Source organism: Pseudomonas taeanensis MS-3 (assembly GCF_000498575.2).
GTDB lineage: Bacteria > Pseudomonadota > Gammaproteobacteria > Pseudomonadales > Pseudomonadaceae > Aquipseudomonas > Aquipseudomonas taeanensis.
The window spans coordinates 161,719-184,517 of sequence record NZ_AWSQ01000010.1 but is presented as its reverse complement, the minus strand read 5'-3'; the positions used below and the strand labels follow the sequence as shown (position 1 = coordinate 184,517).

The 22,799-nt window shown below is 55.6% G+C and carries 20 protein-coding genes and 4 tRNA genes; all 24 read left to right on the top strand.

All coding sequences use genetic code 11. The features are described 5' to 3' along the window. Window positions 1-101 precede the first annotated feature (101 nt). The 24 genes from birA to rplW all read left to right on the top strand — a co-directional run bounded on the left by birA (window position 102) and on the right by rplW (window position 22,790). On the top strand, window positions 102-1,067 hold the full coding sequence (gene birA / locus TMS3_RS23485; protein WP_025167740.1) for a bifunctional biotin--[acetyl-CoA-carboxylase] ligase/biotin operon repressor BirA: 966 nt from the start codon (window positions 102-104) through the stop codon (window positions 1,065-1,067). Next, window positions 1,057-1,803, top strand: coding sequence for a pantothenate kinase (locus TMS3_RS23480; RefSeq protein ID WP_025167739.1), 747 nt, complete (start codon window positions 1,057-1,059; stop codon window positions 1,801-1,803). The genes birA and TMS3_RS23480 overlap by 11 nt, the downstream gene beginning before the upstream one ends. 8 nt (window positions 1,804-1,811) lie before the next feature. Beyond that, window positions 1,812-2,483, top strand: a complete 672-nt coding sequence (locus TMS3_RS23475; RefSeq protein ID WP_025167738.1) for an SPOR domain-containing protein — start codon at window positions 1,812-1,814, stop codon at window positions 2,481-2,483. 143 nt (window positions 2,484-2,626) lie between these two features. After that, window positions 2,627-2,711 (top strand) — tRNA-Tyr (locus TMS3_RS23470). 24 nt (window positions 2,712-2,735) lie between these two features. Next, window positions 2,736-2,809 (top strand) — tRNA-Gly (locus TMS3_RS23465). A gap of 26 nt (window positions 2,810-2,835) precedes the next feature. Next, window positions 2,836-2,911, top strand: a tRNA-Thr gene (locus TMS3_RS23460). 84 nt (window positions 2,912-2,995) lie between these two features. After that, complete coding sequence (gene tuf / locus TMS3_RS23455; protein WP_025167737.1) at window positions 2,996-4,189, top strand: elongation factor Tu; 1,194 nt, start codon at window positions 2,996-2,998, stop codon at window positions 4,187-4,189. 53 nt (window positions 4,190-4,242) lie between these two features. Further along, window positions 4,243-4,318: transfer RNA gene (locus TMS3_RS23450), tRNA-Trp, on the top strand. Window positions 4,319-4,360: 42 nt separating this feature from the next. Continuing rightward, entirely contained in the window at window positions 4,361-4,729 is a 369-nt protein-coding gene (gene secE, locus TMS3_RS23445; RefSeq protein WP_025167736.1) for a preprotein translocase subunit SecE, read from the top strand. A 9-nt stretch (window positions 4,730-4,738) separates the two neighbouring features. After that, window positions 4,739-5,272 (top strand): transcription termination/antitermination protein NusG, encoded by a 534-nt coding sequence (gene nusG, locus TMS3_RS23440; RefSeq protein WP_025167735.1) that lies wholly within the window; start codon window positions 4,739-4,741, stop codon window positions 5,270-5,272. Window positions 5,273-5,389: 117 nt separating this feature from the next. After that, on the top strand, window positions 5,390-5,821 hold the full coding sequence (rplK, locus tag TMS3_RS23435; protein WP_025167734.1) for a 50S ribosomal protein L11: 432 nt from the start codon (window positions 5,390-5,392) through the stop codon (window positions 5,819-5,821). Then, window positions 5,821-6,516, top strand: a complete 696-nt coding sequence (gene rplA / locus TMS3_RS23430) for a 50S ribosomal protein L1 (RefSeq protein ID WP_025167733.1) — start codon at window positions 5,821-5,823, stop codon at window positions 6,514-6,516. Before rplK ends, rplA begins: the two co-directional genes overlap by 1 nt. 211 nt (window positions 6,517-6,727) lie before the next feature. Further along, window positions 6,728-7,228 carry a 50S ribosomal protein L10 gene (gene rplJ / locus TMS3_RS23425; protein WP_025167732.1) on the top strand — a complete coding sequence of 167 codons (501 nt, stop codon included), beginning with the start codon at window positions 6,728-6,730 and terminating at the stop codon, window positions 7,226-7,228. Between the two features lie 79 nt (window positions 7,229-7,307). Next, window positions 7,308-7,673, top strand: coding sequence for a 50S ribosomal protein L7/L12 (gene rplL, locus TMS3_RS23420; RefSeq protein ID WP_025167731.1), 366 nt, complete (start codon window positions 7,308-7,310; stop codon window positions 7,671-7,673). 221 nt (window positions 7,674-7,894) lie between these two features. Next, window positions 7,895-11,968, top strand: coding sequence for a DNA-directed RNA polymerase subunit beta (gene rpoB / locus TMS3_RS23415; RefSeq protein WP_025167730.1), 4,074 nt, complete (start codon window positions 7,895-7,897; stop codon window positions 11,966-11,968). A 64-nt stretch (window positions 11,969-12,032) separates the two neighbouring features. Then, a complete protein-coding gene (gene rpoC, locus TMS3_RS23410; RefSeq protein WP_025167729.1) occupies window positions 12,033-16,232 on the top strand; it encodes a DNA-directed RNA polymerase subunit beta' in 4,200 nt (1,399 codons plus the stop codon). Between the two features lie 157 nt (window positions 16,233-16,389). Then, on the top strand, window positions 16,390-16,761 hold the full coding sequence (gene rpsL / locus TMS3_RS23405) for a 30S ribosomal protein S12 (RefSeq protein ID WP_003186084.1): 372 nt from the start codon (window positions 16,390-16,392) through the stop codon (window positions 16,759-16,761). A 115-nt stretch (window positions 16,762-16,876) separates the two neighbouring features. Next, window positions 16,877-17,347 carry a 30S ribosomal protein S7 gene (gene rpsG, locus TMS3_RS23400; RefSeq protein WP_003186074.1) on the top strand — a complete coding sequence of 157 codons (471 nt, stop codon included), beginning with the start codon at window positions 16,877-16,879 and terminating at the stop codon, window positions 17,345-17,347. A 30-nt stretch (window positions 17,348-17,377) separates the two neighbouring features. Continuing rightward, on the top strand, window positions 17,378-19,483 hold the full coding sequence (gene fusA, locus TMS3_RS23395; protein WP_025167728.1) for an elongation factor G: 2,106 nt from the start codon (window positions 17,378-17,380) through the stop codon (window positions 19,481-19,483). A 30-nt stretch (window positions 19,484-19,513) separates the two neighbouring features. Next, window positions 19,514-20,707 carry an elongation factor Tu gene (tuf, locus tag TMS3_RS23390; protein WP_025167727.1) on the top strand — a complete coding sequence of 398 codons (1,194 nt, stop codon included), beginning with the start codon at window positions 19,514-19,516 and terminating at the stop codon, window positions 20,705-20,707. A gap of 142 nt (window positions 20,708-20,849) precedes the next feature. After that, on the top strand, window positions 20,850-21,161 hold the full coding sequence (rpsJ, locus tag TMS3_RS23385) for a 30S ribosomal protein S10 (RefSeq protein WP_025167726.1): 312 nt from the start codon (window positions 20,850-20,852) through the stop codon (window positions 21,159-21,161). Window positions 21,162-21,243: 82 nt separating this feature from the next. Next, window positions 21,244-21,879, top strand: a complete 636-nt coding sequence (gene rplC / locus TMS3_RS23380) for a 50S ribosomal protein L3 (protein WP_025167725.1) — start codon at window positions 21,244-21,246, stop codon at window positions 21,877-21,879. Window positions 21,880-21,891: 12 nt separating this feature from the next. Next, window positions 21,892-22,494 carry a 50S ribosomal protein L4 gene (rplD, locus tag TMS3_RS23375; protein WP_025167724.1) on the top strand — a complete coding sequence of 201 codons (603 nt, stop codon included), beginning with the start codon at window positions 21,892-21,894 and terminating at the stop codon, window positions 22,492-22,494. Further along, complete coding sequence (gene rplW, locus TMS3_RS23370; protein WP_025167723.1) at window positions 22,491-22,790, top strand: 50S ribosomal protein L23; 300 nt, start codon at window positions 22,491-22,493, stop codon at window positions 22,788-22,790. The genes rplD and rplW overlap by 4 nt, the downstream gene beginning before the upstream one ends. The last annotated feature ends 9 nt before the right edge of the window (window positions 22,791-22,799 follow it).

The window sequence follows — 22,799 nt, the reverse complement described above, 5'->3', positions numbered from 1 at the left end:
TGGGGGTTTGTCTTTGCGTGCGGTAAATACTCGCGGGGCGTCGATAGGCAAGTGAGCAGGGCGCCGTTATCATGCGTGACTCACCGCTCGATAGGACCAGCATGCTGCCCTTATTAAAACTGCTTCAAGATGGTCGTTTTCATTCTGGTGAAGCGCTTGGCGCTGCCTTGGGTGTCAGCCGCTCTGCAATTTGGAAGCAGTTGCAGCACTTGGAGGCTGAGTTAGCGTTGACTATCCATAAGGTGCGAGGGCGAGGTTATCGTTTAGCTAGCCCGCTCCACTTGCTGGATCAGCGTGCCTTGAATGCTCGGCCAGCCCCTCCTGCTTGGCCTGTGAGTGTTTACTCGTCCGTTGACTCGACCAATGCGGAAGCATTGCGAATGTTGGAGCTGCGGCAGGTACCGCCTTTTGTTGTGTTGGCTGAGCGTCAAACGGCGGGACGTGGTCGTCGAGGGCGAAATTGGGTAAGTCCATTCGGTGAAAATCTGTATTACAGCTTAGTGCTGCGAATAGACGGTGGTATGCGCCAGGTTGAGGGGCTTAGTCTGGTTGTGGGTCTGGCGCTGCTACATGCGCTTCGCGCTGCGGGAGTGGTTGGTGTCGGGTTGAAGTGGCCGAATGACTTGCTGGTCAATGGCCGTAAGATCGCAGGGATACTTTTGGAGTTGTCGGGTAACCCGGAAGATATTTGCCATGTGGTGATAGGTATAGGCGTCAATGTGAATATGCAAGCTGGTGGCGGTGTTGTGATAGATCAGCCGTGGACGTCCATGCGGGATGCCTTGGGGGGCTTGGTTGACCGAAATGAATTGGTCTGTGAGCTGAGTCGGCAATTATGTCGTTACCTGGATGTGCATCAGCGCTTGGGCTTCGGCGCATTAATGGCTGAGTGGGAGGGACATCATCTGTGGCAGGGGAGGGGAGTTACGCTGATAGCGGGCTCTCAACAAATAAAGGGCGTAGTGCTGGGCGTTGACTCCTCGGGTGCTATTCGCCTGGACGTTGATGGGGCTGAGCGTAGTTTCAGTGGTGGAGAGCTCAGTTTAAGGTTGCATGATGATTCTTGAGCTGGATTGCGGAAACAGCTTCATCAAGTGGCGGCTGGTTTCCGGGGCGGCCTCAAAGGCTTGTTGTGGCGGAGTTGTTGGCTCCGGCGAGGAACTTGTGCTGGCGCTTAGAGAGCAGCCAGTTACAGTGCTGGGTTGTCGCTTGGTGAGTGTGCGCACAGATGAAGAGACGTCTTGCCTGGTTGATGCATTGGAGCGGGCGTTTGCTATTAAGTGTGTTTGCGCGCGCCCTGCAGCTGAGTTGGCAGGGGTTCGTAATGGGTACGAGCAATATGAGCGTCTTGGTTTGGACCGCTGGTTGGCGCTTGTGGGGGCGTACCACCAAGTGCATAGGGCCTGCTTGGTGCTCGACCTTGGTACTGCGGTAACGTCAGACTTTGTTGATGCTGATGGAGGGCATCTGGGTGGCTTCATTTGTCCAGGTGTGCCGTTGATGCGCAACCAGTTACGTACTCATACGCGACGAATTCGTTACGACGATGTGGTTGCGGAGCTTGCGATGAAAAGCTTATCCCCAGGGCGCTCGACGGCTGAGGCGGTTGAGCGTGGTTGCTCATTGATGCTTCAGGGGTTTGTTCATACGCAGCTGGATTTGGCTCGAGAGTGTCTGGGGGAGTCCTTTGAGGTTTTTCTCACCGGGGGGGATGCCTCGTTGGTTGCCGACATTATACCGAGTGCTCGGGTTATGCCGGATCTGGTGTTCATTGGTTTGGCGATGGCCTGCCCGCTTGGTTGAGGTTGTGCATGCGTTGGTTGTTGATGTTGCTGGTTGTGCTGAATTTGTTCTATTACGTTTGGCATCAGCAGCAGGCGCCGCTGCGTGCCAAAGAAGTCGCGCCCCTTTCTCTTCTTCAGAACAGTAAGCACGCTATTCGGCTGCTAAGTGAGGCTGAGGAACCCGTGTCGCGTGAGCCGTCTGCGGTGAGCAAGCCTGAGGCGGTTTGCCTGTTTCTGGGAAGTTTTGAGCAGGAGGGGGCTGCGGCTGAAGTTGAGCAGCGACTTATTAGTTTGGATATTCGCTCACGCGTGCAGTCGGTCGATGCGGCGGCAGGAACCGATTACTGGGTGTACCTGGCTCCTTTGGCTTCTCGCCAGGCCTCGCTGCGGCAGTTGAAGGAGCTGCAGGCTCGTAAGATCGATAGTTACATCATTACGCAGGGCGACTTGGCCAACGGTATCTCACTTGGAATATTTCCTCGTAATGACTCGGCGGAAAGTGTCATGCAGCGGTTGAGGGATGCGGGCTATGACCCTTCGCTAAGGGAGTTGACGCGAGCTCACCGTAGTTATTGGGTACGAATTGCTCAAGATAGCCGCCATTTGGCTGGCGATGCCCTCTTGCAGCGTTTGGCCTTGGACTTCAAAGGCTTACAACATCAATTAATGCCGTGTGAAAGCATTGCAACGCCGCGTTAGATTGAATAGAATGGCGCCCGCTTCGCAGGGTGGCGCCAACTGGTGAATCTGTAAAGCGACTGTTCAATGCAGCTAACCTCAGGTTTTTAATGAGAAAATGCTTGACAGTAGGGTGGCTTCTAAAGAGAATGCCGCCTCCTTTTGGAGGGATTCCCGAGTGGCCAAAGGGATCAGACTGTAAATCTGACGTCATCGACTTCGAAGGTTCGAATCCTTCTCCCTCCACCAAATTCGACTTGAGCAACAAGCTCTGCGGGTATAGTTCAGTGGTAGAACCTCAGCCTTCCAAGCTGATGATGCGGGTTCGATTCCCGCTACCCGCTCCAGGTTTGTTGTTTATGTAAAGTGTTTGGCTCATGTAGCTCAGCTGGTAGAGCACACCCTTGGTAAGGGTGAGGTCAGCGGTTCAAATCCGCTCATGAGCTCCATTTAATAGAGGCAGATATGCAAGTATCTGCCTTTGTTTTAATGGTGGTACGACTTGCTCAATTCTTTGCTGGGAGATGGTCGAGATGGCTAAAGAGAAATTTGAACGTAATAAGCCGCACCTCAACGTTGGCACTATCGGTCACGTTGACCATGGTAAGACTACTCTGACTGCAGCGTTAACCAGAGTATGTGCTGATACATGGGGTGGTGCTGCTCGTGATTTCTCTCAGATCGACAATGCTCCAGAAGAGAAGGCGCGTGGTATCACCATTAACACCTCTCATGTTGAGTATGATTCCTCGGTTCGTCACTACGCGCATGTTGACTGTCCGGGTCATGCGGATTATGTAAAGAACATGATTACTGGTGCTGCGCAGATGGATGGCGCAATCCTGGTTTGCTCTGCTGCTGATGGTCCTATGCCGCAGACTCGTGAGCATATCCTGTTGTCTCGTCAGGTCGGCGTTCCATACATTGTCGTCTTTCTGAATAAGGCGGACATGGTGGATGATGCTGAGTTGCTGGAACTGGTCGAGATGGAAGTGCGTGATCTGCTGTCGACTTATGACTTTCCTGGTGATGATACCCCGATCATTATCGGTTCTGCGCTAATGGCGCTGAACGGTCAAGACGATAACGAGATGGGTACTACTGCTGTTCGTAAGCTAGTTGAGACTCTGGATGCTTACATTCCTGAGCCTGAGCGTGCTATCGACAAGCCATTCCTGATGCCAATTGAGGATGTTTTCTCAATTTCAGGTCGGGGTACGGTGGTGACGGGGCGTGTCGAGCGCGGTATTGTGCGCATCCAGGAAGAGGTGGAGATTGTTGGTATCCGTGATACCACCAAGACCATCTGCACTGGTGTTGAGATGTTTCGCAAGTTGCTCGACGAGGGCCGTGCGGGGGAAAACGTTGGTGTATTGTTGCGAGGCACTAAGCGCGACGATGTAGAGCGCGGTCAGGTTCTGGCCAAGCCGGGTACTATCAAGCCGCACACCAAGTTTGAGGGTGAGGTGTACGTTTTGTCGAAGGATGAGGGTGGTCGTCACACTCCTTTCTTCAAGGGCTATCGCCCGCAGTTCTACTTCCGTACTACGGATGTGACTGGTAACTGCGAGCTGCCGGAAGGCGTTGAAATGGTAATGCCGGGCGACAACATCAAGATGGTTGTCACCCTGATCGCTCCGATCGCCATGGAGGATGGCCTGCGTTTCGCGATTCGCGAAGGTGGTCGTACTGTTGGTGCTGGTGTGGTTGCTAAGATCGTCGAGTAATCGGTTGATCTGTCCCTGTCAGGCCGGCATAATGGTCGGCCTGATTTTGTTTTAGGTCAGTAGCTCAATTGGCAGAGCGGCGGTCTCCAAAACCGCAGGTTGGGGGTTCGATTCCCTCCTGACCTGCCATTTTCTTAACGAATTTGGCGTGTCTTTCACAGGATCCTCGTAATGAATGCTAAGGCTGAAGTCAAAGACTCTCGCTTTGACCTGATCAAGTGGCTGCTCAGTGCTGCTTTGGTGGTCGTGGGTGTGGTCGGTAATCAGTACTTCTCTGCCGAGCCGATTCTGTACCGCGTATTGGTGTTGCTGGTAATCGCCGTTGTGGCAGGGTTTGTCGCCTTGCAGACGACGAGGGGGCAAGCCTTTTTCGTGCTGGCAAAAGAGGCGCGCGTTGAAATTCGTAAGGTCGTTTGGCCGACGCGCCAAGAAACCACTCAGACCACATTGATTGTAGTGGCTGTTGTTCTGGTGATGGCGTTGTTGTTGTGGGGGCTAGATTCCCTGCTTGGTTGGCTTGTTTCGTTGATTGTCGGTTAAAGGTGTCCCGTGGCTAAGCGTTGGTACGTTGTGCATGCTTACTCGGGTTACGAGAAGCATGTAATGCGCTCGTTGATCGAGCGTGTGAAGTTCGCCGGTATGGAAGATGGCTTTGGCGAGATTCTGGTTCCTACCGAAGAAGTGGTAGAAATGCGGAACGGTCAGAAGCGTAAAAGCGAGCGTAAATTCTTTCCTGGTTATGTTCTGGTGCAGATGGATATGAACGAGGGGACTTGGCACTTGGTCAAGGATACTCCTCGCGTCATGGGTTTTATTGGTGGTACGGCTGCGAAACCTGCGCCTATTACCGATAAGGAAGCTGAGGCGATTTTGCGTCGTGTTGCTGATAGTGGTGACAAGCCGAAGCCGAAGACTCTGTTTGAACCGGGCGAGATGGTTCGTGTAACTGATGGTCCGTTCGCGGACTTCAGTGGTGTTGTCGAAGAAGTGAATTATGAGAAGAGCCGGATTCAGGTGGCGGTGACCATTTTTGGTCGTTCGACGCCGGTCGAGCTGGAGTTTAGTCAGGTCGAGAAGGCGTAACTGACACAAGCATCCCATACCTCGCAGCCGTAGGCTGCGGGGTTTTGTCGTCACTGGGATAAACGCGTGAATAACCGGGGAGCCGAAAGGCGTTAGAACCCGTAACTGGAGTAGCTCATGGCTAAGAAGATAACGGCTTATATCAAGCTGCAAGTAAAGGCTGCACAGGCCAATCCGTCACCACCCGTTGGTCCGGCTCTGGGTCAGCACGGTGTGAATATCATGGAGTTCTGCAAGGCGTTCAATGCCAAGACTCAGGGCATGGAACCTGGTCTGCCGACTCCTGTGATCATCACTGTTTACAGTGACCGCAGCTTCACATTTGAAACCAAAAGCACCCCTGCTTCCGTGCTGCTGAAGAAAGCTGCTGGCTTGACCAGCGGCTCCGCGCGTCCGAATACCGTCAAGGTTGGCACAGTGACTCGCGCTCAGTTGGAAGAGATCGCCAAGACCAAGCAGGCTGATCTGACCGCCGCTGATATGGACGCTGCCGTGCGTACGATCGCTGGCTCCGCTCGTAGCATGGGCCTGAACGTGGAGGGTGTGTAATGGCTAAGTTGACTAAGCGTCAAAAGGCAATCGCGGAAAAAGTTGAAGCCGGTAAGGCTTACAACTTTGCAGAGGCTGCCGCTCTGCTGGCCGAGCTTTCGGTTGTCAAGTTCTCGGAATCTGTTGATGTTGCTGTGAACCTGGGCGTTGACCCGCGTAAATCCGACCAGGTCGTTCGTGGCGCAACCGTGCTGCCGAATGGCTCCGGTAAAAGCGTTCGTGTTGCTGTGTTTACCCAGGGTCCTGCTGCTGAAGCTGCTTTGGCTGCTGGCGCTGATCGCGTTGGTATGGATGACCTCGCTGCCGAAATGAAAGGCGGTGATCTGAACTACGACGTAGTGATCGCTTCTCCGGACGCGATGCGTGTTGTCGGTCAGTTGGGCCAGATTCTCGGTCCCCGTGGTCTGATGCCTAACCCGAAAGTCGGCACCGTGACCCCGGACGTTGCGACTGCTGTCAAGAATGCAAAGGCTGGTCAGGTGCGTTTCCGTACTGACAAGAACGGTATCATTCACGGCTCCGTTGGCAAGGTTGGCTTTGACGCTGACAAGCTGAAGCAGAACGTTGAGGCGCTGATCGCTGATCTGAAGCGTTTGAAGCCGTCGACTTCGAAAGGCATTTACGTCAAGCGTGTAACCCTGAGCACCACTATGGGCCCAGGTCTGATTATCGATCAGGCTTCGCTGGACGCATAATATTTGGCTGGCGGCAGCGATGCCGTCAGCCTGAAAAATTGGGGTCCCTGCCTGGCGGGGGCTATCCAAGACCGTAGGGGGCGTGAGCCTTAAACCCGGGGAGCGATCTCCACAAGCCTACGCAGATGGTGCTCCCGATTCTTACCGAATCAGACACCAAAACGCCGTCCAGCTCCGGTTGGACGAAACGGTAACATCCAGGAGTAAACCCGTGGCAATTAAACTCGAAGACAAGAAGGCCATCGTCGCTGAAGTCAACGAGGCTGCCAAAGCTGCCCTGTCCGCTGTCGTGGCTGATGCCCGCGGCGTGACCGTGTCTGCAATGACCGGACTCCGTAAAGAGGCCCGCGCATCTGGTGTGTACGTGAAAGTCGTACGTAACACCCTGCTGCGCCGCGCTGTTGAGGGCACTTCTTTTGAAGTTCTCAACGACGTGTTCAAAGGCCCGACCCTGATTGCGTTCTCCAATGAGCACCCGGGCGCTGCTGCCCGTATTTTCAAGGAGTTCTCCAAGGGTCAGGACAAGTTCGAGATCAAAGCAGCTGCGTTTGAGGGTCAGTTCCTCGCAGCCACTCAGATCGACGTACTGGCAACTCTGCCGACCTACAGCGAAGCGATTTCTCAGCTGATGAGCGTGATGCAAGGCGCTACCAGCAAGTTCGTTCGTACTCTGGCAGCTGTTCGCGACCAGAAGGAAGCTGCCGCAGCCTAAGGCTGCGCAGTGTCTTTCAATCTTATTTGTTTAATTTGATGGCCGTGAAGGCTGTCCCCCAATACAGGAAATTAGAGTCATGGCTCTGACTAACGAAGACATCATCAACGCCGTTTCCGACATGTCCGTGATGCAGGTTGTTGAGCTGATCAAGGCAATGGAAGAGAAGTTCGGCGTCACTGCCGCTGCTGCTGCTGGCCCGGCTGCTGCCGTTGCCGCTGTTGCGGAAGAGCAGACCGAGTTCAACGTCATGCTGCTGGAAGCTGGCGAGAAGAAAGTAAACGTGATCAAGGCTGTTCGTGAGCTGACCGGTCTGGGCCTGAAAGAAGCCAAAGCAGTTGTTGACAGCGCTCCTGGCGTTGTTAAAGAAGGCGTTTCGAAGGACGAAGCCGAAGCCGCTAAAAAGGCTCTGGAAGAAGCTGGCGCTAAAGTCGAGCTCAAGTAAGCGACGACCTTGCGTCAACAGCCTGAGCGACTCGCATAAGGCTGATGGCTGGTGGCTTATGCCACCGGCCTTTTTCCGTTCTAGGTTGGCTAATCGTTGGCCGGCCTCGATCGGGAATAAACCCACCCTGAGTGGTGGCGCAGACCAAAGGGTTTGCAAGAGTTTCTGGCTGCTCCCGTCGGAGAGGCCAAATAAGCAGGTGACCAAGCTGGGGAACGCTGATGGCTTACTCATATACTGAGAAAAAACGTATCCGTAAGGACTTTAGCAAGTTGCCGGATGTCATGGATGTGCCTTATCTCCTGGCCATCCAGCTGGATTCGTATCGCGAATTCCTGCAGGCGGGAGCGACCAAGGATCAGTTTCGTGACATCGGCCTGCATGCGGCCTTCAAATCCGTTTTCCCGATTATCAGCTATTCCGGCAACGCTGCTCTGGAATATGTCGGTTATCGCCTGGGCGAGCCGGCATTTGACGTCAAGGAGTGCGTGCTGCGCGGCGTGACTTTTGCCGTGCCGCTGCGGGTAAAAGTCCGTCTGATCATTTTCGACAAAGAATCGTCGAATAAAGCGATCAAGGACATTAAAGAGCAAGAAGTTTACATGGGGGAAATCCCCCTGATGACTGAGAACGGTACCTTCGTAATCAACGGTACCGAGCGCGTCATCGTTTCCCAGCTGCACCGTTCACCGGGCGTGTTCTTCGACCACGACCGTGGCAAGACCCACAGCTCCGGTAAGCTGCTGTATTCCGCTCGGGTGATTCCGTACCGCGGTTCATGGCTGGACTTCGAGTTCGATCCGAAGGACGCCGTGTTCGTGCGTATCGACCGTCGTCGCAAGCTGCCGGCCTCGGTACTGCTGCGTGCGCTGGGTTACAGCACTGAGGAAGTGCTCGACGCGTTCTATTCCACCAACGTTTTCCATGTGAAGGGCGAGACCCTGAACCTGGAGTTGGTGCCGCAGCGTCTGCGTGGTGAAGTTGCCGTCCTGGATATCAAGGATGAAAACGGCAAGGTTATCGTTGAGCAGGGTCGCCGTATCACCGCGCGCCACGTTAACCAGCTGGACAAGGCTGGCATCAAAGAGCTGGAAGTGCCGCTCGATTACCTGATTGGCCGTACCACTGCCAAGGCAATCGTGCACCCGGCTACCGGCGAGATCATTGCCGAGTGCAACACAGAGCTGACCACTGAGATCCTGGTGCAAGTTGCCAAGGCTCAGGTTGTGCGTCTGGAAACCCTGTACACCAACGACATTGATTGTGGTCCGTTCATCTCCGATACCCTGAAGATTGACTCCACCACCAATCAACTGGAAGCGTTGGTCGAGATCTACCGCATGATGCGTCCCGGCGAGCCGCCGACCAAGGATGCTGCCGAGACGCTGTTCAACAACCTGTTCTTCAGTGCTGAGCGTTACGACCTGTCTGCCGTAGGCCGGATGAAGTTCAACCGTCGTATCGGTCGTACCGAGATCGAAGGTTCAGGTGTGCTGAGCAAAGAAGACATCGTCGAGGTTCTGAAGACTCTCGTCGATATCCGTAACGGCAAAGGCATCGTCGATGACATCGACCATCTGGGTAACCGTCGCGTACGTTGCGTTGGCGAAATGGCCGAGAACCAGTTCCGTGTGGGCCTGGTGCGTGTTGAGCGCGCGGTCAAAGAGCGTCTGTCGATGGCTGAAAGCGAAGGCTTGATGCCGCAGGACCTGATCAATGCCAAGCCGGTGGCTGCGGCGGTGAAGGAGTTCTTCGGTTCCAGCCAGCTGTCGCAGTTCATGGACCAGAACAACCCGCTCTCCGAGATCACCCACAAGCGTCGTGTCTCTGCGCTCGGCCCGGGCGGTTTGACTCGTGAGCGTGCCGGCTTCGAAGTCCGTGACGTACACCCGACCCATTATGGCCGCGTGTGCCCGATTGAAACGCCGGAAGGTCCGAACATCGGCCTGATCAACTCCTTGGCGGCCTATGCGCGCACCAACAAGTACGGTTTCCTCGAGAGCCCGTACCGTGTGGTGAAAGATACCCTGGTGACCGACGAGATCGTCTTCCTCTCTGCAATTGAAGAGGCCGACCACGTTATCGCTCAGGCATCGGCGATGATGAACGAGCAGGGTCAGTTGGTGGATGAGTTGGTGGCGGTGCGTCACCAAAACGAATTTACCGTAAAGGCGCCGGAAGACGTCACCCTGATGGACGTATCGCCCAAGCAGGTGGTGTCCGTCGCGGCTTCGCTGATTCCGTTCCTCGAGCACGACGACGCCAACCGGGCGTTGATGGGTTCGAACATGCAGCGCCAGGCTGTACCGACTCTACGCGCTGATAAGCCGCTGGTGGGTACTGGCATGGAGCGCAACGTAGCACGCGACTCCGGCGTTTGTGTGGTTGCCCGCCGCGGTGGCGTAATCGACTCGGTCGACGCCAGTCGTGTAGTGGTTCGGGTCAATGATGACGAAGTTGAGACCGGTGAAGCCGGTGTCGACATCTATAACCTGACCAAGTACACCCGCTCCAACCAGAACACCTGCATCAACCAGCGTCCGCTGGTGCGTAAGGGTGACAAGGTTGCGCGTACCGATATTCTGGCCGATGGTCCGTCCACCGACATGGGTGAGCTGGCTCTGGGTCAGAACATGCGCGTGGCGTTCATGCCGTGGAACGGGTACAACTTCGAAGACTCCATCTGCTTGTCTGAGCGTGTGGTTCAAGAGGATCGCTTCACTACTATCCACATCCAGGAACTGACCTGCGTGTCGCGTGACACCAAGCTCGGCTCCGAAGAGATCACTGCGGATATCCCGAACGTCGGTGAAGCTGCGCTGAACAAGCTGGATGAAGCGGGTATTGTGTATGTCGGTGCCGAGGTTGGTGCGGGCGACATTCTGGTCGGTAAGGTCACCCCGAAAGGCGAGACTCAGCTGACGCCGGAAGAGAAACTATTGCGTGCGATCTTCGGTGAGAAGGCCAGCGACGTTAAAGACACTTCCCTGCGTGTGCCGACTGGCACCAAGGGCACGGTCATCGACGTCCAGGTCTTCACCCGTGATGGTGTTGAGCGTGATGCTCGCGCCCTGGCCATTGAGAAGATGCAGCTCGACGAGATCCGTAAAGATCTGAACGAAGAGTTCCGTATCGTCGAAGGTGCAACCTTCGAGCGCCTGCGTGCAGCCCTGGTCGGCAAGACTGTCGAAGGTGGTGCTGGCCTGAAGAAAGGCGCTGAGATCACCGATGAGTTCCTCGACGGTTTCGAGCGCGGCCAGTGGTTCAAGCTGCGCATGGCGGATGATGCGCTGAACGAGCAGTTGGAAAAGGCCCAGGCCTACATTTCCGATCGCCGTCAGTTGCTCGACGACAAGTTCGAAGACAAGAAGCGCAAGCTGCAGCAGGGCGACGATCTGGCGCCGGGCGTGCTGAAGATCGTCAAGGTCTACCTGGCCATCCGTCGTCGCATCCAGCCGGGCGACAAAATGGCCGGTCGTCACGGTAACAAGGGTGTGGTCTCGGTGATCATGCCGGTTGAAGACATGCCGCATGATGCCAATGGCACGCCGGTCGATATCGTCCTCAACCCGCTGGGCGTACCGTCACGTATGAACGTCGGGCAGATCCTCGAAACCCACCTGGGCCTTGCAGCCAAGGGCTTGGGCGAGAAGATCAACCGCATGCTCGAAGAGCAGCGCAAGGTCGCCGAGCTGCGTAAGTTCATGCAGCAGATCTACAACGAGATCGGTGGTCGTCAAGAAAGCCTGGATGAACTGAGCGATCAGGAAATCCTCGACCTGGCGAAAAACCTGCGCGGCGGTGTGCCGATGGCCACACCGGTGTTTGACGGTGCCAAGGAAACCGAGATCAAGGCCATGCTCAAGCTGGCTGATCTGCCTGAGAGTGGTCAGATGCAGTTGGTCGACGGTCGTACTGGCAACCTGTTCGAGCGCCCGACCACTGTTGGCTACATGTACATGCTGAAACTGAATCACCTGGTGGACGACAAGATGCACGCGCGTTCAACGGGTTCCTACAGCCTGGTTACTCAGCAGCCGCTGGGTGGTAAGGCGCAGTTCGGTGGTCAGCGTTTCGGGGAGATGGAGGTGTGGGCGCTGGAAGCCTACGGTGCCGCCTACACCCTGCAGGAAATGCTGACCGTGAAGTCGGACGATGTGAATGGACGTACCAAGATGTACAAAAACATCGTGGACGGCGATCACCGTATGGAGCCAGGCATGCCTGAGTCCTTCAACGTACTGATCAAAGAGATCCGTTCGCTCGGTATCGATATCGATCTGGAAACCGAATAACACGTGACGCGAATCGGGAGTGAGGCGGTTGTCCTCGCTCCCTGCTCCGCCAGGAGGAAAGGCCTTGAAAGACCTACTGAATTTGCTGAAAAACCAGGGTCAAGTCGAAGAGTTCGACGCCATCCGTATCGGATTGGCCTCGCCTGAGATGATCCGTTCGTGGTCGTTCGGTGAAGTTAAAAAGCCGGAAACCATTAACTACCGTACGTTCAAGCCTGAGCGTGACGGTCTGTTCTGCGCCAAGATCTTTGGCCCGGTAAAGGATTACGAGTGCCTGTGCGGTAAGTACAAGCGACTCAAGCATCGCGGCGTGATCTGCGAGAAGTGTGGCGTGGAAGTCGCTCTGGCCAAGGTTCGCCGTGAGCGCATGGCGCACATCGAGCTGGCTTCCCCGGTCGCGCACATCTGGTTCCTCAAGTCGCTGCCGAGCCGTATCGGCTTGCTGATGGACATGACCCTGCGTGATATCGAGCGCGTGCTCTATTTCGAGAGCTACGTGGTTATCGATCCGGGCATGACCACGCTAGAAAAAGGTCAGCTGCTGAATGACGAGCAGTACTTCGAGGCCCTCGAAGAGTTCGGCGATGACTTCGATGCCCGTATGGGTGCCGAGGCTGTGCGCGAGCTGCTGCACGCCATCGATCTGGAGCACGAGATCGGCCGCCTGCGCGAAGAGATTCCGCAGACCAACTCGGAAACCAAGATCAAGAAGCTGTCCAAACGCTTGAAACTGATGGAAGCCTTCCTCGGTTCGGGCAACCTGCCTGAGTGGATGGTGCTGACCGTGCTGCCGGTTCTGCCGCCGGATCTGCGTCCGTTGGTTCCGCTGGATGGTGGCCGTTTCGCGACATCGGATCTGAACGATCTGTATCGTCGGGTGATTAACCGTAACAACCGTCTGAAGCGCCTGCTCGACCTGTCTGCGCCGGACATCATCGTGCGCAACGAAAAGCGCATGCTGCAGGAGTCTGTTGACGCCCTGCTCGACAACGGTCGTCGTGGTCGCGCCATCACTGGCTCGAACAAGCGTCCGCTGAAGTCGCTGGCTGACATGATCAAGGGTAAGCAAGGTCGCTTCCGTCAGAACCTGCTCGGTAAGCGCGTGGACTACTCCGGTCGTTCGGTTATTACCGTGGGTCCGACCCTGCGTCTGCACCAGTGCGGTCTGCCGAAGAAGATGGCTCTAGAGCTGTTCAAACCGTTCATCTTCGGCAAGCTTGAAATGCGTGGTCTCGCGACCACCATCAAGGCCGCGAAGAAAATGGTCGAGCGTGAGTTGCCTGAGGTATGGGACGTTCTTGCCGAAGTGATTCGCGAGCACCCGGTGCTGCTCAACCGTGCACCGACCCTTCACCGTCTGGGTATCCAGGCGTTTGAGCCGGTACTGATCGAAGGTAAGGCCATTCAGCTGCATCCGCTGGTCTGCGCCGCTTACAACGCCGACTTCGACGGTGACCAGATGGCCGTGCACGTGCCGCTGACGCTGGAAGCCCAGCTGGAAGCGCGCGCGTTGATGATGTCGACCAACAACATCCTCTCGCCTGCCAACGGTGAGCCGATCATCGTGCCGTCCCAGGACGTGGTTCTGGGTCTGTACTACATGACCCGTGAAGCGATCAACGCCAAGGGCGAAGGTCGTGTATTCGCCGACCTGCAGGAAGTCGACCGGGTTTTCCGTGCTGGCGAGGCCTCGCTGCATGCGCGCGTTAAAGTGCGCATCAACGAAGTGATCAAAGATCGCGACGGCAGCATCACCAAGAACACCCGTATCGTCGAAACCACTATCGGCCGAGCGCTGCTGTTCCAGATCGTGCCGGATGGCCTGTCGTATGACGTGGTCAACCAGTCGATGAAGAAGAAGGCGATCTCCAAGCTGATCAACCAGTGCTACCGCACCGTTGGCTTGAAAGACACCGTGATCTTCGCTGACCAGTTGATGTACACCGGTTTCGCTTATTCGACCATCTCCGGTGTGTCGATCGGCGTGAACGACTTCGTCATCCCGGACGAGAAGGCGCGCATCATCGACGCCGCCACCGAAGAAGTTAAAGAGATCGAAAGTCAGTACGCCTCCGGCCTGGTAACCCAGGGCGAGAAGTACAACAAGGTGATCGACTTGTGGTCGAAGGCCAACGACGAAGTGTCCAAGGCGATGATGGCCAACCTCTCGAAAGAGAAAGTGGTCGATCGCGAAGGCAAGACTGTCGATCAGGAGTCCTTCAACTCCATGTACATGATGGCCGACTCCGGCGCGCGGGGCTCTGCGGCGCAGATCCGTCAGCTCGCCGGTATGCGTGGCCTGATGGCCAAGCCGGACGGCTCGATCATCGAAACGCCTATTACTGCGAACTTCCGCGAAGGTTTGAGTGTACTGCAGTACTTCATCTCGACTCACGGTGCTCGTAAAGGTCTGGCGGATACCGCACTGAAGACCGCAAACTCCGGTTACTTGACCCGTCGTTTGGTCGACGTGGCCCAGGATCTGGTGGTTACCGCGATCGATTGCGGTACAGAACACGGTCTACTAATGACGCCGCACATCGAAGGCGGTGATGTGGTCGAGCCGTTGGGTGAGCGCGTACTGGGCCGAGTCATTGCCCGTGATGTGGTCAAGCCAGGCAGTGACGAGGTGCTGGTTCCGGCCGGTACTCTGGTCGATGAGCAGTGGGTTGAGTTCATCGAGCTGAACAGCATTGATGAAGTGATCGTGCGTTCGCCGATCAGCTGTGAGACGCGCTATGGCATCTGCGCCAAGTGCTACGGTCGCGACCTGGCCCGTGGCCACCAGATCAATATCGGTGAGGCGGTCGGTGTTATTGCCGCCCAGTCGATTGGTGAGCCGGGTACCCAGCTCACCATGCGTACGTTCCACATCGGGGGTGCGGCTAGCCGGACTTCCGCTGCAGACAGTGTTCAGGTGAAGAACGGCGGTACTGTTCGCCTGCACAACCTCAAGCATGTCGAGCGTCTGGATGGCGCGCTGGTCGCGGTCTCGCGCTCCGGTGAGCTGGCGATCGCCGATGAGTTCGGTCGTGAACGTGAGCGCTACAAGCTGCCGTATGGTGCGGTCATTTCCGTTAAAGAAGGTGACAAGGTCGACGCTGGCGCAATCGTGGCCAAGTGGGATCCGCACACTCACCCAATCGTCACCGAAATGAAGGGTACCGTGACCTTCGTAGGCATGGAGGAGAACATCACCATCAAGCGTCAGACCGATGAGTTGACCGGTTTGACCAACATTGAGGTGTTGGATCCTAAGGATCGTCCGGCAGCTGGCAAGGACATTCGTCCGGCCGTGAAGATGGTCGATGCCAATGGTAAGGACTTGTTGCTGCCGGGCACTGATGTGCCTGCTCAGTACTTCCTGCCGGCCAACGCCTTAGTCGGTGTGGCGGATGGTGTTCAGGTGGGTGTGGGTGACGTTATTGCCCGTATTCCGCAGGAAACTTCGAAGACCCGTGACATCACCGGTGGTCTGCCGCGTGTTGCCGACTTGTTCGAAGCGCGCCGTCCGAAAGAAGCATCGATTCTGGCTGAGATCAGCGGCACGATTTCCTTCGGTAAGGAAACCAAGGGCAAGCGTCGTCTGGTGATTACTCCAACTGACGGCAGCGATCCGTACGAAGAGCTGATTCCTAAGTGGCGTCACCTGAACGTGTTCGAGGGTGAGCAGGTCAATAAGGGTGAAGTTATCTCCGACGGCCCGAGCGATCCGCACGATATCCTGCGTCTGCTGGGTGTCAGTGCGCTGGCCAAGTACATCGTCAACGAGATCCAAGACGTCTACCGCCTGCAGGGTGTGAAGATCAACGACAAGCACATCGAAACCATTCTGCGTCAAATGCTGCGCAAGGTTGAGATTGCTGAGTCGGGTGACTCGACCTTCATCAAGGGTGACCAGATGGAGTTGACTGGCGTGCTAGGTGAGAACGAGCGTCTGGCTGCAGATGACAAGTTCATCGCCAAGTACACTCGTGTGCTGCTGGGCATCACCAAGGCCTCGTTGTCCACCGAGTCGTTCATCTCGGCAGCCTCGTTCCAGGAGACCACTCGTGTGCTCACTGAGGCGGCGGTTACCGGTAAGCGCGACTTCCTGCGTGGCCTGAAGGAAAACGTGGTCGTTGGTCGTCTGATCCCGGCCGGTACCGGTCTGGCCTATCACAGCGAGCGCAAGCGCAAGCGTGAAGCTGCCCAGCCCGTACGTGTCAGCGCCAGTGAGGTCGAAGCTGCACTGACCGAAGCGCTGAACTCCAGCGGTAATTGAGTGCACGGCCTCGCTGCTCTGGTGGCGGGGCTTGGCCTTGACGGGGGGTGTGAGTGTCATTAGACTCATGCACCCCTAAATTTGGCAGGGCATCCGCTCTGCCATTTTGCTTTCCTTAGTGGGCAATAGCGTCGAAAGACAACAGTGGAGCTTATAGATGGCAACTATTAACCAGCTGGTACGTCAGCCGCGTAAGCGTATCGTCGAGAAATCCGACGTGCCTGCGCTGCAGAACTGCCCGCAGCGTCGTGGTGTATGCACTCGCGTGTATACCACCACGCCGAAAAAACCTAACTCGGCACTGCGTAAAGTATGCCGCGTGCGTCTGACCAACGGTTTCGAGGTTTCCTCGTACATCGGCGGTGAAGGCCACAACCTGCAAGAGCACAGCGTAGTGCTGATCCGTGGCGGTCGTGTAAAAGACCTTCCGGGTGTTCGCTACCACACCGTTCGCGGTTCTTTGGATACTTCCGGTGTTAAGGGTCGTAACCAGGGTCGTTCGAAGTACGGTACCAAGCGTCCGAAGTAATCGGTCGTTTGCTCTGAGTTGCAGTTATCTATTTATTTGAGTCGATAAGAGTAAGGTCGGGCGACACCTCTGGTGGGGTCCCGGGCTAACCTGAAGACCGTTTGAGGGCTTATCAATGCCAAGACGTCGCGTAGCAGCCAAGCGTGAGATTCTGGACGATCCGAAATACGGAAGCCAGATTCTCGCCAAGTTCATGAACCACGTAATGGAAAGCGGTAAAAAAGCCGTGGCCGAGCGTATTGTTTATGGCGCGCTGGACAAAGTTAAAGAACGCAAGAACAGCGATCCCCTGGAAATCTTCGAGAAAGCTCTCGACGCCATCGCTCCGCTGGTCGAAGTGAAGTCGCGCCGCGTTGGTGGTGCTACTTACCAGGTTCCGGTCGAAGTTCGTCCGTCCCGCCGTAATGCTCTTGCCATGCGCTGGCTGGTAGATTTCGCCCGTAAGCGTGGTGAGAAGTCTATGGCTCTGCGTTTGGCTGGCGAGTTGCTGGATGCCGCTGAAGGCAAAGGTGCTGCAGTTAAGAAGCGTGAAGACGTGCATCGTATGGCTGAAGCCAACAAGGCGTTCTCGCACTACCGCTTCTAATTTTAGCGTCACTCAATTTGCGAGGGCTTTATGGCTCGTACTACACCGATTAACCGCTACCGTAACATTGGTATTGTCGCTCACGTGGATGCTGGTAAAACCACCACCACAGAGCGCGTCCTTTTTTACACTGGCAAAAGCCACAAAATGGGCGAGGTGCATGACGGCGCCGCGACCACTGACTGGATGGTGCAGGAGCAGGAACGTGGTATTACCATTACTTCTGCTGCTATTACCGCCTTCTGGAAAGGCTCCGAGAAGCAGTACAAGGATGAGCACCGCTTCAACGTCATTGATACCCCGGGGCACGTAGACTTCACCATTGAGGTTGAGCGTTCCCTGCGTGTACTCGACGGTGCTGTTGTTGTGTTCTGCGGCACCTCGGGCGTTGAGCCTCAGTCGGAAACCGTATGGCGTCAGGCCAACAAGTACGGTGTTCCGCGTCTTGTTTACGTAAACAAGATGGACCGTGCGGGTGCGAACTTCCTGCGCGTGATTGAGCAGATCAAGAATCGTCTGGGGCACACTCCGGTGCCAATCCAGTTGGCTATCGGTTCTGAAGATAACTTCCAGGGTCAGATCGATCTGATCAACATGAAAGCTGTCTATTGGAGCGATGCTGACAGGGGTATGGTTCCTGTTCGCAAGGATATTCCTGCGGAGTTGCTGGAAGAGGCTGAAAAGTGGCGCAGCAACATGGTGGAGGCTGCGGCCGAAGCCACTGAAGAGCTGATGAACAAGTACCTTGAAGGTGAAGAACTCACCATCGAGGAAATCAAGGGCGCTCTGCGTCAGCGTACTATCGCTGGCGAAATCGTTCTGGCTGTTTGCGGTTCTTCTTTCAAGAACAAGGGTGTTCCCTTGGTTCTCGACGCCGTCATCGACTTCCTGCCGGCTCCCACCGATATTCCTGCCATCAAGGGTACTGACCCGGATGATGAGACTATCCAGTTGGAGCGTCATGCAGACGACAGCGAGCCGTTCTCGGCTCTGGCGTTCAAGATCGCTACCGACCCATTCGTGGGTACCTTGACCTTCGTCCGTGTTTACTCGGGTGTGTTGAACTCCGGTGACGGTGTGATCAACTCGGTCAAGGGCAAGAAAGAGCGCGTGGGTCGTATGGTGCAAATGCACGCAAACGCCCGTGAAGAGATCAAGGAAGTGCGCGCTGGTGACATCGCGGCCTTGATCGGCATGAAGGACGTCACCACGGGTGAGACTTTGTGCAACGCTGACAAGCCAATCATCCTGGTTCGTATGGACTTCCCGGAGCCGGTTATTTCGGTTGCCGTAGAGCCTAAGACCAAGGACGATCAGGAAAAGATGGGTATCGCTTTGGGCAAGTTGGCTCAAGAAGATCCGTCTTTCCGTGTTAAAACTGATGAAGAGACGGGTCAGACGATCATCTCCGGCATGGGCGAATTGCACCTGGACATCCTGGTCGATCGCATGCGTCGTGAGTTCAACGTCGAAGCCAACATTGGTAAGCCTCAGGTTTCCTATCGTGAGCGCATCACGAAGAACTGTGAAATCGAAGGCAAGTTCGTGCGTCAATCCGGTGGTCGTGGTCAGTTTGGTCACTGCTGGATCCGTTTTGCTCCTGCTGACGAAGGTCAGGAAGGCTTGCAGTTCGTCAACGAAGTAGTGGGTGGTGTGGTTCCTAAGGAATACATCCCGGCTATCCAGAAGGGTATCGAAGAGCAGATGAAGAACGGCGTTGTAGCCGGCTATCCGCTTATCGGCCTGAAGGCTACAGTCTTCGATGGTTCTTATCACGACGTCGACTCCAACGAGATGGCGTTTAAGGTGGCTGCTTCCATGGCAACCAAGCAACTGGCCCAGAAGGGTGGTGGTGAGTTGCTTGAGCCGATCATGGCGGTAGAGGTTGTTACGCCTGAAGACTATATGGGTGATGTGATGGGCGACCTTAACCGTCGTCGCGGCATGATCCTGGGTATGGAAGATACGGTTTCCGGCAAGGTCATTCGTGCCGAGGTTCCGTTGGGTGAAATGTTTGGTTATGCAACCGACGTTCGTTCCATGTCCCAAGGTCGCGCAAGCTACTCTATGGAATTCAAAAAATACAATACAGCTCCGGCGCATATCGTCGAAACTGTTACCAAAAAGCAAGGCTGATTCAGCCCTTTAGGCAAGGAGATCACTGTCGTGGCTAAAGAAAAATTTGAACGTAGCAAACCGCACGTAAACGTTGGCACCATCGGTCACGTTGACCATGGTAAAACCACTCTGACTGCAGCACTGACCAAGGTCTGTGCTGAGGCTTTCGGTGGCGCTATTCGTGACTTCGCACAAATTGACAGCGCTCCGGAAGAGAAGGCTCGTGGTATCACGATCAACACTTCCCACGTTGAATATGACTCCACTATCCGTCACTACGCGCACGTTGACTGCCCGGGTCACGCGGATTACGTGAAGAACATGATCACCGGTGCTGCGCAGATGGATGGCGCTATTCTGGTCTGCTCGGCTGCTGACGGCCCGATGCCGCAGACTCGCGAGCACATCCTGTTGTCCCGTCAGGTTGGTGTTCCGTACATCGTTGTCTTCCTGAACAAGGCTGACATGGTGGATGACGCTGAGCTGCTGGAACTGGTTGAGATGGAAGTTCGCGACCTGTTGTCGGCTTACGACTTCCCAGGTGACGACACTCCGATCATCATCGGCTCCGCGTTGATGGCTCTGAACGGCCAGGACGACAACGAAATGGGCACCAGTGCCGTTCGTAAGCTGGTTGAGACGCTGGATACCTACATCCCGGATCCGGTTCGCGTGATCGACAAGCCGTTCCTGATGCCGGTTGAGGATGTGTTCTCGATTTCCGGTCGCGGTACCGTTGTGACTGGTCGTATTGAGCGCGGCATCATCAAGATCCAGGAAGAAGTTGAGATCGTGGGTCTGCGTGACACCGTCAAGACCATCTGCACTGGTGTTGAGATGTTCCGCAAGCTGCTCGACGAGGGTCGTGCTGGCGAGAACTGCGGTATCCTGCTGCGCGGTACCAAGCGTGACGACGTAGAGCGTGGTCAGATCCTGGCTAAGCCAGGTAGCGTTAAGCCGCACACCAAGTTCGAAGCTGAAGTGTACGTGCTGAGCAAGGAAGAAGGCGGTCGCCACACTCCGTTCTTCAAAGGCTATCGCCCACAGTTCTACTTCCGTACTACGGACGTGACTGGTAACTGCGAGTTGCCGGAAGGCGTTGAAATGGTAATGCCGGGCGACAACGTGAAAATGGTTGTTACCCTGATCAAGTCGATCGCCATGGAAGATGGTCTGCGTTTCGCGATTCGCGAAGGCGGCCGTACCGTTGGTGCTGGCGTGGTTGCCAAGATCATCGAGTAATCGATTGGTCTGCAGAGGAGCCCCCGCTTGCGGGGGCTTTTTTATTGGGTTGACACCCATAGGAGCCGTCTATAGAATTGCGCCTCCTTTTAACGGGCGTATTGCGCCTGTTGGGAATAGCAGCTTGGAATCTGAGGTCAAAATGCAAAATCAACAAATCCGTATTCGGTTGAAGGCTTTTGATCATCGCCTGATCGATCAATCTACCCAGGAAATCGTGGAAACCGCGAAACGTACTGGTGCTCAGGTGCGTGGTCCGATTCCTCTGCCTACCCGCAAGGAGCGGTACACCGTACTGACTTCTCCGCACGTCAACAAAGACGCGCGGGATCAGTTCGAAATTCGTACCCACAAGCGTGTTCTGGACATTGTCCAGCCAACGGATAAAACCGTTGATGCGCTGATGAAGCTCGATCTTGCGGCTGGCGTGGAAGTGCAGATCAGCCTCGGCTAAAACCTTGGGGTTTTAGTCGTGTAACGCTCTGAAATGGGCGGCCATAGCGGGTGAAAGCCCCGTACACTCATGAGGTTACAACATGACTATTGGTGTAGTCGGTCGTAAATGCGGTATGACCCGTATTTTCACCGAAGAAGGTGTCTCCATTCCGGTTACGGTCATTGAGATCGAGCCGAATCGCGTCACCCAGTTCAAAACTGAAGAAACCGATGGCTATCGTGCAGTGCAGGTTACTGTCGGTGAGCGTCGTGCTTCGCGTGTCAGCAAGGCTCAGGCCGGTCACTTCGCTAAGGCGAACGTCGCGGCAGGTCGTGGTGTTTGGGAATTCCGTCTTGCAGAAGGCGATTACCAGGCCGGCGATCTGATCAACGCTGAAATTTTCCAAGCTGGACAAATGGTGGATGTCACCGGTCAGTCCAAGGGTAAAGGCTTTGCCGGTACCATCAAGCGTTGGAACTTCCGCGGCCAAGACAATACTCACGGTAACTCCGTGTCCCACCGTGTTCCGGGTTCGATTGGCCAGTGCCAGACTCCGGGTCGCGTCTTCAAGGGCAAGAAAATGTCCGGTCACATGGGTGCTGAGCGCGTGACTGTGCAGTCCCTGGAAGTAGTGCGCGTCGATGCTGAACGCAACCTGCTGTTGGTCAAGGGTGCCGTTCCTGGCGCTACTGGCGGCAACTTGGTTGTGCGTCCGGCAGCCAAGGCTCGCGGTTAAGGGGAAGCTGACATGCAATTAAATGTAAATGGCGCTCAAGCGATCGAGGTTTCCGAAGCAACTTTCGGTGGCGATTACAACGAGACCTTAGTTCACCAAGCAGTTGTGGCCTATATGGCCGGCGGCCGTCAAGGCAGCAAGCAGCAGAAGACCCGCTCCGATGTATCCGGTGGTGGCAAGCGTCCGTGGCGTCAGAAGGGCACTGGTCGTGCTCGTGCTGGTACCACGCGCGGTCCGATCTGGCGTGGCGGTGGTGTGACCTTTGCTGCTCGTCCGCAAAATCACGATCAAAAGCTGAACAAGAAGATGTATCGCGCTGCATTGCGTTCGATTCTTGCTGAGCTGGTTCGTACTGATCGCCTGGTAGTAGTTGAGGACTTCAGTGTTGAAGCTCCGAAAACTAAAGATCTGCTGGGCAAGCTGAATGGCATGGGTCTGACCGATGTGTTGATCGTGTCCGATGCTATTGATGAGAATCTGTACCTGGCTGCTCGTAACCTGCCGCATGTTGATGTTCGTGACGTGCAAGGTTCCGATCCGGTCAGTCTGATCGCGTACGAAAAGGTACTGGTTACCGTTTCTGCCGTGAAGAAATTCGAGGAGCTGCTGGGATGAACCAGGAACGCGTATTTAAAGTGCTACTTGGCCCGCACGTCTCCGAGAAGGCTACTGTTCTGGCTGACAAGAAAAGCCAATTCGTTTTCAAGGTTGCAACCGATGCAACCAAGCTGGAAATCAAGAAGGCCGTCGAAAGCCTGTTCAGCGTGAAGGTTGAGCGTGTGACTACTCAGAACGTTCTGGGTAAGAGCAAGCGCACCGCTCGCGGTCTGGGCAAGCGTAACGACTGGAAGAAGGCAGTTATCTCCCTTCAGCCGGGCCAAGATCTCGATTTCGCCAGCAGTGCTGAGTAAGGGAGGGGT

Coding starts and splice junctions, on each gene's coding strand:
- rpsJ (WP_025167726.1), top strand. CDS start 20,850: ATGCAAAATCAACAAATCCGTATTCGGTTGAAGGCTTTTGATCATCGC.
- rplC (WP_025167725.1), top strand. CDS start 21,244: ATGACTATTGGTGTAGTCGGTCGTAAATGCGGTATGACCCGTATTTTC.
- TMS3_RS23480 (WP_025167739.1), top strand. CDS start 1,057: ATGATTCTTGAGCTGGATTGCGGAAACAGCTTCATCAAGTGGCGGCTG.
- secE (WP_025167736.1), top strand. CDS start 4,361: ATGAATGCTAAGGCTGAAGTCAAAGACTCTCGCTTTGACCTGATCAAG.
- rplW (WP_025167723.1), top strand. CDS start 22,491: ATGAACCAGGAACGCGTATTTAAAGTGCTACTTGGCCCGCACGTCTCC.
- rpsG (WP_003186074.1), top strand. CDS start 16,877: ATGCCAAGACGTCGCGTAGCAGCCAAGCGTGAGATTCTGGACGATCCG.
- rpoB (WP_025167730.1), top strand. CDS start 7,895: ATGGCTTACTCATATACTGAGAAAAAACGTATCCGTAAGGACTTTAGC.
- rpsL (WP_003186084.1), top strand. CDS start 16,390: ATGGCAACTATTAACCAGCTGGTACGTCAGCCGCGTAAGCGTATCGTC.
- rplA (WP_025167733.1), top strand. CDS start 5,821: ATGGCTAAGTTGACTAAGCGTCAAAAGGCAATCGCGGAAAAAGTTGAA.
- birA (WP_025167740.1), top strand. CDS start 102: ATGCTGCCCTTATTAAAACTGCTTCAAGATGGTCGTTTTCATTCTGGT.
- rplK (WP_025167734.1), top strand. CDS start 5,390: ATGGCTAAGAAGATAACGGCTTATATCAAGCTGCAAGTAAAGGCTGCA.
- TMS3_RS23475 (WP_025167738.1), top strand. CDS start 1,812: ATGCGTTGGTTGTTGATGTTGCTGGTTGTGCTGAATTTGTTCTATTAC.
- tuf (WP_025167737.1), top strand. CDS start 2,996: ATGGCTAAAGAGAAATTTGAACGTAATAAGCCGCACCTCAACGTTGGC.
- fusA (WP_025167728.1), top strand. CDS start 17,378: ATGGCTCGTACTACACCGATTAACCGCTACCGTAACATTGGTATTGTC.
- rplD (WP_025167724.1), top strand. CDS start 21,892: ATGCAATTAAATGTAAATGGCGCTCAAGCGATCGAGGTTTCCGAAGCA.
- rplL (WP_025167731.1), top strand. CDS start 7,308: ATGGCTCTGACTAACGAAGACATCATCAACGCCGTTTCCGACATGTCC.